Raw genomic sequence first — 13,075 nt, forward strand, 5'->3', positions numbered from 1 at the left:
CATGAACGTATTTAGCGAAAATTACACGATTGGATTGATTAAAGAAGTCGGAGAGGAAGACGTCTTGTTAACGGTCAATGGCGAAGACGTTGTCGTGCCGTTAAGCGAAAAGAATAGAGAGGTCGTGTTTGAATTGGTCGAAGAAGGGACGTTTCTCGTTCCCTATGATCAAAAAAACAAGGAGATCTTGATGGCGATCGATGAAGCGGTTGTCTATGAAACCTTCCCTGAAATGGACAGCGAAGCCTTAGAAGGCGCCACCGACGACCTGCCCAATGAAGAATAAAACGGGTGATCGCGTGAGCGAAAAGGAAATTCAAAAGGCGAGCGACGTTCATCTTCTCGACTACCTACAAACCAAAGGGGAAGGGTTGATTCAACAAGGGAAGTATTTTCGTCACGCCGAACATGATTCCTTGGTGATTCGAAACGATGGCAAATGGTTTTGGAATAGCCGCGGGGAAGGCGGGCATGGCCCGATCAGCTTTGCGCGCGCCTTTTACAATTTAAGTTTTCAGGATGCGGTTCGCGATGTGAACCAGCTTTCGATTGATAAAACCTTGACGGATGATTTGAAAAAAGCATCTGAACAAGGTTTTATTTATCCCAAACAATACGAAGCGGACACGCAAAAACATGTCCGACGCTACCTCGTCCAGGAAAGAAAGATCGATCCGCGATTGGTCGATTCGTTAATCAAGAATGGCTACCTGGCCGAGGATCAACGAAAAAATTGCGTGTTTAAGTGGAGGGATTCAAAAGGAGACATTGTGGGCGCGGATCGGCAAGGGACGATCCGAACGAGCAACGGAACCTTTAAACAAATTGCGGCGGACAGCAAAGAAGATGGCGGGTTTCGAGTGGATGTCGGAACGCCAAATCAGATCGCTCTATTTGAAAGTCCGATTGACGCCATATCGTACTATGAATTATTTCAACTGCAAAATATCCGGTTGCAATCCATGAGCGGTTTAAAAGATCGAACCGCCAATACCGCGATCAAGGAACTCATTCAAGAGTGTCATGCGCGCGACGAAAGGGTAGAGAAGGTCATCTTTGCCGTGGATAACGATGAAGCGGGAAAAGGATTTGCGCAGCGATGGAAAAGCCTCCTTACCCAAGCGGATATCCATGTTCCGATCCATAAGGATTGGAATGTTGATTTACAAAAAAGGAAAGAGCAGCAGAAGAAAAAAGAACCCGTTTATGAGATGGAGAGGTGATGGAAATGAAAAGAAGCGCGCCTGTATTACCCGATTCTTTCGTTCAATCGTTTGAAAAAGTAGATCCTTATCAAGCAGCGTTACATCTTCAATCGGAATACGGTCTATTATCCCATGTGGTGGAATGGGATCGGCACCAAGAGCTGGCCCCATACATGTCGAAAGAAGATATTGCTTTGCTGGGTTTGTACGAAGAAAGAGTCAATGGAGAGATGAAGCACCTTCATTCCCTCCGCCTTTCATCTTTTGATAAAGATCGAGAACGCGATGAAGAGGAGATCGCTCAGATTACCATTACAAACGGGCTGACGGGAAAAGAGTATGTCATGAGTGTATGGGCCAATGATCTAGAAAACGATAAGCTGCAACCCTACTACGTCTACTTGAACCAACCGCTTCATGATCAAATCAACATCCAAGAACAGTTCATAGATAAAGACATGGTCTCCAGCGGGGCCGTGTGGGAGGGAATGATCAACGAGCGTGTGTCCGATGTACAACTATTTGATTTGATCCAACCAAATGAAGAGATTGAACAGACCCTTCTCAATTACCACCAGGGACGGATCGATGAATTCAAGATAGACCTTCCGCAGGATCAATTGGCAATGGATCTGCATGACATCATGGTCAATGAGGAATTGACCGAAGTCATGTTAAAAGCCAACGATGGCTTTTTAGAGAAGGATGATTTAGTGAGTCTTGGGAAGAACTTGCGTGGTTTTTATCATTTGGATCTCAACATTCCCTATCAAGAGGATTTAAAGGGGGCCTTTCAGGATGCCCTTGAAATAGCAAAGGTAGAAGACGATGAATTGCCGTTCGTAAAAGAAACGTTCGGGGCTTTTGGTGTTCAAAGCGAAGATATTGCTTCGATCCATCGATCTAAAAGCATATCTACGTTTGAATTAGCGGATGACTTGGAGCGGTAATTAATATTATGGGGTAGTACCAACAAAACGAAGAAAATAGGCTGTCCAATGAAGGCAGCTATTTATATTTCATTATGTATTTCAAAGGTAATTTAATATTCGATGTTGTTCGATTAATATCAAATATAAAGCAGGTTGCTTTTTTCACTAATTTTCCTCCATCGTAATCTTCGGTGGAATTATTTTCATATCAAAACTTACCTGTATAATGAGATTATATGAAATTTATCCGAAAAGAAATCTGATTTTAACCTATACAGAAATGTAGGTACTAAACGGGGGGCTTTCATTGTTTACTACCTCATCAACATTTATAGAGGGAGGGTTCTCGGTGAATTTTATTCGGTCATTATATATTCGAAAGATACTTTGGCTGGTTGGATTAATCATACTATCAATCATAAGTTTAAATTTCGAAAATCAACTTAAACAAACTGCAAGCGAAACATTTGATACTCTTTCTGTTTTTTGGTCTAAACCAATCATTTCGGTTCTATTTGGTTTTTATGTTTCTCTTATCTTCGTGAAAAAATGGTCAATTAACATAAATCTATCTCTATTATGGTGTGTGGCTATACCATGTACATTAGTATCATTTGGATATCCAATATTGGCTACACTTTCATCCATTGGACTCTTGCCAGAAAATATTGAAAGTTCACCGGTTCCTTTTTGGTTATTAAAATTATTTTTATTTGACGTGTTTGGAATAATAACTGGCTTAACATTAATCCTAGGTTTCTTTTCACAAAACCAAGAGTGAAGAATTAATTAAGTTTAAGTAAAGGCAATATCCAATTTGTATCGTTTTCTGCGTTTTGTTGGTACTACCCCTTATTATTTATTAGAAGGTGATATAAAGTGGCATATAAACGCAAAACAGCGGAGGAACGAGCGAAAGAAATTAACGATTTAATGTCGGGGATGGAACAACAGATTGTTACGTATTTTCGAAGTGAAGAAAGCCTAAAAGAATATTTGGATTTTATGGGGAAGTTTTATAACTACTCCACGAACAACAGCATATTAATCGATCGTCAATTTCATGGAGCCCAAGCTGTCGGCTCCTTTTCTTTTTGGAAATCGAAAGGGTTCTTTGTTCAAAAAGGGGAAAAGGGCATCAAAATTTTAGTGCCGAAGATGGTCACGTACTTTGAACGAAACGGCAAGCAAGTACAATTGAAATACGCGACGAAGAAAGAAAAGGAACAGATCGAAAAGAAGCAAATCCCAAGCTTTAAACGAACCTTTTTTGATATTGGCCATGTGTTTGATGTCTCCCAAACGAATGCGACCGCGAAAGACTTGCCGCAAATCTTCCCTAACCGTTGGTTGGAAGGATCGATTGAAAACTATCAGGCGATGTACAAGGCGCTTGAACAGGTGGCCAAAACAAACGGCGTAAAGATCGTTGAACCCTACAATGAATTAGGTGTTGCTAAGGGCGTCAGTTACACGAAGTTAAAAGAAGTGGCCTTGAATCCGAGAAACAGCGAACTGCAAAACGTAAAGACGCTCGTTCATGAACTTGCTCACGCGGTTCTTCATACCGCGGAAACGCATCAAAACTATACGAGTCAAGAAAAGGAGTTTCAAGCCGAGATGGTGGCTTATACGGTATCGAGTTACTTTGGATTGGACACATCCGAGTATTCTTTGCCCTATTTGCATCATTGGACGGAGGGGAAAGAATTAAAGGATCAGCAACAATTATTAAAAGAAGTTCGGGACACGTCCCATGATTTCATACAAACGCTTGAAGAAGAGCTGGTGAAAGATCGAGATCTAGCGACGGTAAAGGAACAGGATAAAGAAGCGGTCGCGGATCGGGGCGACGATCTTCAACCCATCGATTCACATACGTTGCGTATTTCCTCTTTCGGCGATCGAACGGATCGGGCAAAAGAGGAAATCGCTCAACTGATCCTAACGAATGGGATGACTGGGAAAGAACACGTGACGAGTATATGCGCCAACGACATCGAAAAGGGCGAGTTGCAGCCCTATTATGTGTATGTGAATCTCCCCGCGAAACAAGGATTAAACCAAGCGAATGATTACGAAACCGCTTTAGCGGACAGTGTTGTCGATACTCCTTTATTTGAGATCATCCAACCGAATGAAGCGATAGAGAAAGCCATCCACGATTACGCAAACGGATCGATCGATGAATTCAATCTAGAGATTCCAAAAGAGAATCAAAAGATGGATGTCCATGAGTGGGTCGTCAATGAAGAATTAAGCAACCTACTTTTAAAAAGTGACCACGGATTGCTAGAAAAAAACGATATAATTAACTTTGGAAAACTAACGCGAGGTTCGGATCTTGGCGTGGAAGGTCTGTTGAAAGAGAAGTTAGGTCACTCCTTTCATCAGACGCTAGACACAACCAGGGTGGAGCAAACGGAATGGCCGTTTGTAAAAGCAACGTTGGATTCATTTCAGATCCAAACGGATCTTCTTCCTAAGAATAAATCCCCCGTCAAAGCCGATCGAGAATCGGAGTTAGCCCGATAGATCAAATCAAGCGGCCAAGCCGAGTCGTTTGGCCGCTTTAATTAATACAAGAGGATGATCAGATTTGAAATATATTTTTGCGGAGAAACCATCGCAAGCGAAAGCGTATGCGGACGCCTTTACGATCGAGAAGCGAGAGAAGACGCATATTACGTTAAAACCATGCAACACGTTCCCAAAAGGAGCCGTCATTACATGGGGCATCGGACACCTGGTCGGGTTACAAATGCCCGGTGACTATAACAAAGAATGGGCCCGTTGGTCCCTTGATCACCTGCCGATCTTACCCGATACCTTTCGGTACAAGCCGAAAAAGGAAACGATGGCGCAATACCGCGCGGTGCAAGGCCTGTTTAAACGGGCGGAAAAAGAACGAGCGACAGTGATTGTGGCAACGGACATTGATCGAGAAGGCAGTCTAATCTTTCATTCCACGTATCAATTGATCGGACACAAGGCGAAAGAGTTAAAACGTTTGTGGATTAACTCGTTAGAAGTCGATGAGATCCGCAAAGGGTTCCGTCAACTGCAACCGATCGATCAGGATTTATTGAAGTATGAAGAAGCGAAAACGCGCCAAATCGCCGATTGGATCGTGGGGATGAACGCAAGTCAACTCTTCACTCTATTACTAAAACAAAAAGGCTTGAATACGACGTTAAGCGTCGGGCGCGTCCAGTCTCCGACCGTCTATATGGTGTACCAACGCCAAAAAGAGATGGAGAACTTTGTATCTAAGCCTTTCTATGAGTTGTTTGCTGACTTCACCCATGAAAACGGCGCATACAGCGGGAAGGCGAAGGTCAAAGAAGAGCAAAAAGAAACGGTGTTAAAGCTGTTGGATGAAAAAGGACTGTCTGATTTAACAGACGATCAGGCGGTCATTAAAGATGTCTCCAAGCAATTGAAACGAACGCCGTCGCCACGGCTCCATTCTTTATCTACGTTGCAAACAAAAGCGAACAGGATATGGAAGTACAGCCCGGCGAAGGTGCTGCAAGTGATGCAATCCCTTTACGAGAAGAAGATCGTCACCTATCCAAGAACGGATTGCAATTACATTACGGAAAATGAGTTTGCGTATCTATCTGAAAACGTTAGGAAGTACCAGGGGCTGATCAGCGTTTCCTTTGAACCAAAAATAAGGAAAAATAAGCGGTATGTCGACAACGCAAAGGTAAAGGAGCACTATGCCATCATCCCGACCCAATCGATTCCGTCTGAAAAGACGTTAGGTGGTCTATCGAATGAAGAGAGAAACATTTATTTTGAAATCTTAAAAACGACGCTTGCCATGTTTCACGACGATTACAAATATGAGGAAACCACTATCGTTACGGATGTCAAAACCATGGAATTTTTCACGAAAGGCAGGGTGGGAATCGAAAAAGGATGGCGATCCCTCTTTTCAAATGAAAAAATGGAGTCCGGTGAAAAAACGTCCCCTCAAAATGCGCTGCCTCAGGTTTTAAAGGGTGACCGAGTGTCTTCAGCACTGGAAGTAAGAGAAGGCCATACAACCCCTCCTAAACCGTTTACCGAGGGCGGGCTTATTCAACTGATGAAAACCGCGGGGAAAATGGTGGATGATGAATCTGAGAGTGAAATTTTGAAGGAAATCGAGGGAATTGGCACCGAAGCGACGCGTTCTTCGATTATTGAGACGATCAAAAAGAATGGGTATATCGAGGTCAAGAAAAATATCGTTTCAGTCACTAAAAAAGGGACTGTTCTTTGCGAAGCCATCGAAGGAAATTTGCTATCTAGTCCTTCTATGACGGCGAAATGGGAAAGTTACCTTAAAAAAATCGGAACGGGTCAGGGATCTCAAGACTTTTTTCTAAAAAATATCGTCAAGTTTATTCAATCCACCATCGATGAAGCCCCTTTAAAAATAAACCAGCAAGATATTCAAACGCTCGTCAACGAACAGAAGGACGTTAACTATATTGGCAACTGTCCGATCTGTAACTCAGGGAAAATGGTCGATCGAAAAACATTTTACGGATGCACGGAATATAAAAAGGGCTGCTCGTTCTCGATATCTAAAATGATTGCGGGTAAAAAACTAACGAATAAAAACATTAAAGATTTGCTAGAAAAAAAGGTAACGGCGAAAATAAAGGGTTTTAAGAGCCGAGCGGGGAAGGTGTTTGAGGCGAGGTTGTTTATTCAAAATCAAAAGGTTGCGTTTCAATTTGAATCAAAATAAAAGTGACCTTGATGAAGAAATCCCTCCTTGTTCGGAGGGATTTGGAGGTTTACTGTGTTTGGAGGATAATGGGTCTATTTTTTTCTAGCAATTGAAACTAGCGGATTGTTCTTCGCGTGATCCCGCGATCAGTGAGCTTTACACTGTGGAAGGGGATAGCGCTGGCGGTTCTGTTCTTCTGTAAGACCCGTCAATCTCTTAATGGTTTTAATGTCTAGTCCTTTTTCTAACATTTTCTTTGCTACAGCCGCAGCTTTTCGGTATTTTCCTTCCTCGAGCCCTTTTTGTGTTATTTCACAATATTTGGTGATGAATAAGCCAGATTAATTATCCAGAATCAGACGGTTTCTTTTCAATCTAATGATTAACCAAATATTGACTGCATGTATTGTACTCTAAATCAAAAACCGATTGTTGGAAACAAAGCCGAAACCATGTTCTGGTCTCGGCTTTGTTTAATAAAATTTTCTTCATATCAAACTCATTGCTGGATTACCCTCTACAAAACCCAAAAAGTTTGATATAAATAATAATCAGATACCATTCGGATACTCTTTATAAAAATTTTAAATCTGGGGCTTAAATGGTGGAAGAAAACTTTCTAGAAAGTCGACAACTGAATCTTTGCTTTTAAATTCAGCATCAATACGGTCTCCATTATTGTATCTTACAATTACTTCGTATTTTATAAATTCAGCTGATATAGTTTTACACTCTTCATATCCTTTAATAAACGTAATAACATCTGGGATATTAGTATATTCAAACGATTCACCATGAAGAGGAAGCACCCTTATAGATTCAATATATCGCGTAATTGTTTTTTCGAGATTACTCATAAATTTTTTTATTCCCTTGGAGTTTAATTCGTGCAACCTATCTAAGAGCGATTGCATATCTTCCCCAGAAAGGGATTCCCATGATTCTATTTTATCTTCAAAATCCTCTACTGCTGTATCTTCATCGAATCTTGCATCAATATTTACATGTTTAAATGCCTCAATAACTGTGTCATATTCAAAATAAAGTATGTTGAATCCTAACGATTCCAGTTGATTCACTGCACCTTCAGTAAATACTCCTGATAACACTGCACCTATAAAGGGAGCCGTTTTACTATGAGTTTCTTTTAAAGGCATTATGGCCCCTTGTATTTCCTGGGCCTTATTCCTTGAATGCTTAGTATACCTTCTCCAGGCAACTTCTATAAAAGCAACAGGCTGACCGATAACGTCTTGACTTCCATCCCTCTCTAAAACAAAGTCAAGGTCATGAGCATTTCCATAGCTATCAATCCAACTGACCTTTTTTCTTCTTCCTCTCGCTTGTCTAACACCTTTTTTATCCAAATACAATTTATATTTATCACAAACTTCAACTAAAAGGGGATATATTGCTAATTCCATAAGATCTCCAATGATTTGCCCAAATTTATGGGAAGGGGATTTTGCCAATTTTCATCTAACCTTTCACCCAAAGTCTTCCTTCTTTTAAAAGAACATCATGCTTTCTATTTTTCCACTTTACATTTCTATCACGTGTTTTTTCGAAATAATAATCTTTAAAACCAGCAGCCAGGGCAAGTTCACCCATCCATCTGTCGACTGGGACATAGACACCATAAGGTGCAGAATCACCTATAACAAAACAAACATTAGAACCCTCTTTACATACTCTTCTCAACTCTATCCAAACTTTAGCTAAATCAAAAAAATAAGTTGCTATCATTGTGTGATAATTTTTTCGCCCGGCACGAGTTAGACGCTCTTCGTCGAGTTGTTGACATACATCTAAAATCTCTTCATAAATTGGCACTAAACCATCATCTTTTAGGATTTCAAAAGTTTCTTTTCTATATTTAGAAACATGTTGTGTACATGAACGAATAAGATATTTACTGACTTTTTCTCTTAGATCTCCCCATCCCGATACTTCTCCAAAGAAGGACATTTCTAATCTCGTAGCATCCGCATAATCATAGTTATTTGCATATGGTGGTGAGGTAATGACTAAATCAATGGAATTATCCGAAATCGATGGGCAATCTCTAGAATCTTCCTGATAAAATTTTGCTTTAGCAGTACCCGTTCCTGATTGCATTTCCAACATATCATCGATCATCATATTTATTTGCTTTTCATAAGCTTCAAACGGAATTGCTACTCTAGCTTTAGTTTGATTAGGAAGTACATACTGCCAAGAGGCAGTTCCTACTGATGAGCACATTCTAAGAATTGATACTAATGCCAACCAAGATAATTGATACTCAGGGGAACCATCCCGATATTCCCGGACCGCATCTCTTATAGAAGACAGCTGCTCTAATGACTCAGGAGAATAACATTTATAAATTAAATCAGGAAACCCTTCAGTTGATCCAACATTCTGTATTGATCTTTCAAGTATCCTATCGGCAAAGCTGCGGAACTTATCAACACTAGTATTCCAATGGAGCTTGGCCTCAGTAATTCTTGAAACAAATGGATGCACTTCTGTTCCCATGCTGCTTACACCTAATTTATCACTAGCAAGCAATACAGTTCCTGAACCAGTAAACGGATCAAACACTTTAAAGTTATCTAATTCTTGATAGCTGTTCAAATTTGACTTTATTACTTCTTCTACCCATTCCGCAGAGAAACCTGCTGAATAACGAAACCATCTGTGAATAGGCAGTCTCATATTGTTGATGAAAGTGGAACTTGTGTCAGTCTTAGATTTCGTTTGTTTTACCTCGTTATTGATTAAGGAATTCAATCTGTTGTTCCCTCCGTTGATTGTTTTTCAAAATTATTAATAATTTTCTCTTTCAAAAGTCTAAAGTCAGAATCAGAAAGTCTCCTATTTGACCTCTGAAAACCTGCTCCCCAATTCTTCAAACCTTTTGTAATATCAAGTTCATTAAGAACAGATTTCATTGGAATGAGATGATTTTTATCCAAAATAAATTTATAATTCATTGTGAGATAATATTCGTAAATATCTCCGGCTATAATAAACGGTTTATTAGTTCCTTTTAACTCTTCTGTAACCTCAGCTATGCCCGCTATCACACTTTTTTGGGTTAAATATATAATTATCTCATTCCCTTTTTCTAACCCACTTAGTGTTCTAGAGTTCCTTGCATTTACAGGCCAAAACTTATTTGGATCCTTGACGAGCCTTTCCCACGTTGTTGGTTTAGTTATAAATAAATAATTGCTTCCACTCAAAAAGTATCATCTCACTTTTTTAAAAAATAAAAAATCAATTTATAAATAAATCACCTAGTCCAAGTATAACATGAATGAAGGAGTGGTAATCTGTAAGGTGCTAATCTTAAAATAAACAGGCAATTTTGCCACTTTATTCACAAAGAATTTAACGTGACTATTCGCTGAGGTGATTTATATTAACCTGTTTCCCAGATTGGAAACGATTAAACGGCGTCAGCCAAATATCGTATCTGTGACCTTTAACATCCAAAAATGTGGGAGCTTATGTAATAAGAAGACTCAGAGACATGCCCTTTTTGGATTCGTATCTCCGCTCGAAACCTTAACCAATCCTGAAACTCTAGACCCGAACATTCCTCCCTTTTCCAAATACGAGTATCCACTTCATGTACAAGTATTAGTCAAACTTTTATCAGATCTACATATGGCACAATTGTCTCATGAAATAGTAAAGGAAAAACTACCAATCTAATAAACTCATCTTACAAACATCATATCAAGATCATAAATATCTGATGAAAAATAAACGTTGGTGTTTCTATACGTAAATGTAGATCTAAGTAAAAATTCGGTCTTAAATAATCTGAGTATTCGTCTTTCGTGTCACAAAACTCGTCCTTTTCTGAACATACATAGATTCAAGTGAAAAGGGCGCTTTTTTTATGCCATATATGCTCCAAAACCCTGTTCTCTATTCAATGTTCAATAACCTTATTGAAATAATCTTATGGTACAATGAAATCAAAGAAAAATAAAATGAGAGTGATTTTGATGTTAATTGGATATGCACGTGTGTCAACAGGACTACAAAATTTGGATTTACAGAAGGATGCATTAATGCAATACGGATGCGAGAAAATCTTTTACGATAAAATAAGTGGAGCCAAAAGACAACGACCAGGTTTAGAGGAAACGCTTCAGTATGCGCGTGAGGGAGATACCATTGTCGTATGGAGACTAGATCGGCTTGGTCGCAACATGCAGGACCTCATACAAATTGTAAATACATTAAATGAACGGGGCGTGGGATTCCATAGTTTACAAGAAAATCTAACAATGGATAAAAGCAACGCAACGGGGCAATTGATGTTCCACTTATTCGCAGCTTTTGCGGAATTTGAACGGAATCTAATCGAGGAACGCTCGGCTGCAGGACGAGCAGCCGCAAGGGCGCGAGGTCGTCTTGGTGGTCGTCCTAAAAAATACGGATCGAAAGATATTGAGATGATGAAAGCCCTAATTGATAATGGTACACCCATTAAAGATGTTGCTGAAAGATGGGGTGTCTCTCGAACAACGATATATCGCTATCTAGAAAAATAATACATGAATAACCCCCCGCTTATCTTATCAAATATGGATTATCATTCGAAATCCGCATTTTGTCGTCGGGTCCCCTATAAAGAAGTATGTAAATTTCTCATTAAAAGAAAAGCATGCAAAAATATGGTAATATTATAGGTGTTGAATCATGCTCAAGATTAATAGAGTAGTGGATCATAATAGGATGATGCCAAGGACTATAATACTAATTGGATATGTAAATCACCAGAATAGGTTAATCAAATAAAAAAGGAAGTGAAAGAAATAGCTCATTGTCAAAAGCAATTCACGGAGTTTCACGATGCTATTAAACTGACAGAAGAAAATCAAATCCTAGCCGAGAAACGGGACATCATTATCAATCGAATTAAGGACAAAATACCGGATGAAGCGAAAGATTATACGACGTTTAATCAAGGAAGTTACGCAATGCATACCGGGATCAAGCCGTTGGATGAAAATTATGATATCGACTTGGGACTCTATTTTAAAATGTCTAAAGAAGATGTGAAGCCTGTCGAAGCAAAACAGTGGATCTTAGATGCAGTAACGGGACATACAAATGATGTGAAAATGAAAACACCTTGCATAACAGTATCATATCAGGCAGGTTACCATGTTGATATTACGGTCTATGCATCTGAGAATAGCGATGGTAAGGTATATCTTGCCAAGGGGAGACCAGGGAGTGCAGAAGAAAATAAGAAATGGGATGAGTCAAATCCGAAAGACTTGATTAAGACCATTCGGGACCATTTCGATAATGAAAATGACAGAAAACAGTTTCGTCGTATTATACGGTATTTGAAACGTTGGAAGGATATTCAGTTTAAAAACACCACATATGGGAAGCCAACTGGTATTGCACTAACCGCCTGTGCTTATCATCATATGTATGTGAAAAAAGAGATCGTGGACATTATGCAAAGTAAAGTAGAATACCGTGATTTAGATGCCCTTACTACTCTTGTGTCTAATATCCTCGATCAGTTTAGAACGGTATCTGTAATCGAAGATGATAGTGTAGTGTATTATCCCAAAATAACTGTTGATCTTCCTGTTGCCCCTTATCCCGATCTATTCGAAAAAATGTCACTAAAGCAGATGAAGACGTTCAAAAAAGAGCTGGAAAGTTTACTTGAGTGTTTACTAGATGCGAAGGCAGAAGCTGATCCAACCGACGCTGCAGAAATATTGAAAAAGGCATTCGGGGATGACTTTCCAGTCCCACCTCGCAAAGATACGGGAAAAAAGGCGGCTGCTTTGGCATTAATCCCAAGTTCAGAATCAGCATAAATCCCAAGGGAGAGTAGACATGGATATCATCAAGCAAGCTTTTAAAGAACTACAAGAGTATGATGAAAATATGATTTCTAACATTATCCCTATATCCCTTGATGAAAGGATGCAGTATCGTAACAGTACTTGTGTCTATGAACTAGAATTATCGATTTTAGGGAAACTCTCTGTTCTTACAATAGGGTTTCCCTTTTCATTCCCACGAAAACTACCTCTCATTTTTGATAAGTCAAGACGTTTCCCTAACATCCCCCATATAGAAACGGATAGATTGATTTGTTATACCCTTACAGATTCAATTATCATCGATGAACGTTTTCCTGGGGCGGTACTGTTGCAGTCCTTACAGAAAGC

General features: G+C 39.6%; 12 protein-coding genes. 9 read left to right on the forward strand and 3 right to left on the reverse strand.

Annotated elements, in window-relative coordinates; all coding sequences use genetic code 11:
• The first annotated feature begins 1 nt into the window (after position 1).
• The 6 genes from BEP19_RS01790 (at position 2) to BEP19_RS01815 (ending at position 6,884) form a co-directional block, all read left to right on the forward strand.
• Positions 2-286, forward strand: a complete 285-nt coding sequence (locus BEP19_RS01790; protein ID WP_120188159.1) for a hypothetical protein — start codon at positions 2-4, stop codon at positions 284-286.
• Positions 276-1,223, forward strand: coding sequence for a DUF3991 and TOPRIM domain-containing protein (locus BEP19_RS01795; protein WP_120188160.1), 948 nt, complete (start codon positions 276-278; stop codon positions 1,221-1,223). The genes BEP19_RS01790 and BEP19_RS01795 overlap by 11 nt, the downstream gene beginning before the upstream one ends.
• A 5-nt stretch (positions 1,224-1,228) precedes the next feature.
• Entirely contained in the window at positions 1,229-2,155 is a 927-nt protein-coding gene (locus BEP19_RS01800) for a hypothetical protein (RefSeq protein WP_147393755.1), read from the forward strand.
• A gap of 331 nt (positions 2,156-2,486) precedes the next feature.
• Positions 2,487-2,918 (forward strand): hypothetical protein, encoded by a 432-nt coding sequence (locus tag BEP19_RS01805; RefSeq protein ID WP_120188162.1) that lies wholly within the window; start codon positions 2,487-2,489, stop codon positions 2,916-2,918.
• Positions 2,919-3,016: 98 nt separating this feature from the next.
• Positions 3,017-4,672, forward strand: coding sequence for an ArdC-like ssDNA-binding domain-containing protein (locus tag BEP19_RS01810; RefSeq protein WP_211329296.1), 1,656 nt, complete (start codon positions 3,017-3,019; stop codon positions 4,670-4,672).
• Between the two features lie 64 nt (positions 4,673-4,736).
• Positions 4,737-6,884 (forward strand): type IA DNA topoisomerase, encoded by a 2,148-nt coding sequence (locus BEP19_RS01815; protein WP_120188163.1) that lies wholly within the window; start codon positions 4,737-4,739, stop codon positions 6,882-6,884.
• A 566-nt stretch (positions 6,885-7,450) separates the two neighbouring features.
• On the opposite strand, the gene BEP19_RS01820 is transcribed toward BEP19_RS01815, so the two are convergent.
• The 3 genes from BEP19_RS01820 to BEP19_RS01830 are packed head-to-tail and all read right to left on the reverse strand — an operon-like array spanning position 7,451 to position 10,096.
• Complete coding sequence (locus tag BEP19_RS01820; RefSeq protein WP_211329297.1) at positions 7,451-8,290, reverse strand: hypothetical protein; 840 nt, start codon at positions 8,288-8,290, stop codon at positions 7,451-7,453.
• Positions 8,291-8,345: 55 nt separating this feature from the next.
• A complete protein-coding gene (locus BEP19_RS01825; RefSeq protein WP_170145225.1) occupies positions 8,346-9,641 on the reverse strand; it encodes a site-specific DNA-methyltransferase in 1,296 nt (431 codons plus the stop codon).
• Positions 9,638-10,096, reverse strand: coding sequence for an EVE domain-containing protein (locus tag BEP19_RS01830; RefSeq protein WP_120188165.1), 459 nt, complete (start codon positions 10,094-10,096; stop codon positions 9,638-9,640). The genes BEP19_RS01825 and BEP19_RS01830 overlap by 4 nt, the downstream gene beginning before the upstream one ends.
• 774 nt (positions 10,097-10,870) lie before the next feature.
• Here BEP19_RS01830 and BEP19_RS01835 point away from each other — a divergent pair.
• From BEP19_RS01835 to BEP19_RS01845, 3 genes are all read left to right on the forward strand, one after another.
• Positions 10,871-11,422, forward strand: coding sequence for a recombinase family protein (locus tag BEP19_RS01835; protein ID WP_120188166.1), 552 nt, complete (start codon positions 10,871-10,873; stop codon positions 11,420-11,422).
• 255 nt (positions 11,423-11,677) lie between these two features.
• Positions 11,678-12,718: a nucleotidyltransferase domain-containing protein gene (locus BEP19_RS01840; RefSeq protein WP_211329298.1), complete on the forward strand. Its 1,041-nt coding sequence runs from the start codon at positions 11,678-11,680 to the stop codon at positions 12,716-12,718.
• Positions 12,719-12,737: 19 nt separating this feature from the next.
• On the forward strand, positions 12,738-13,075 hold a 338-nt coding region (locus tag BEP19_RS01845; RefSeq protein ID WP_147393756.1), incomplete at its 3' end, for an E2/UBC family protein.

This window comes from Ammoniphilus oxalaticus, from assembly GCF_003609605.1.
GTDB lineage: Bacteria > Bacillota > Bacilli > Aneurinibacillales > RAOX-1 > Ammoniphilus > Ammoniphilus oxalaticus.

Coding starts and splice junctions, on each gene's coding strand:
- BEP19_RS01820 (WP_211329297.1), bottom strand. CDS start 8,290: ATGGAATTAGCAATATATCCCCTTTTAGTTGAAGTTTGTGATAAATAT.
- BEP19_RS01790 (WP_120188159.1), top strand. CDS start 2: ATGAACGTATTTAGCGAAAATTACACGATTGGATTGATTAAAGAAGTC.
- BEP19_RS01835 (WP_120188166.1), top strand. CDS start 10,871: ATGTTAATTGGATATGCACGTGTGTCAACAGGACTACAAAATTTGGAT.
- BEP19_RS01800 (WP_147393755.1), top strand. CDS start 1,229: ATGAAAAGAAGCGCGCCTGTATTACCCGATTCTTTCGTTCAATCGTTT.
- BEP19_RS01795 (WP_120188160.1), top strand. CDS start 276: ATGAAGAATAAAACGGGTGATCGCGTGAGCGAAAAGGAAATTCAAAAG.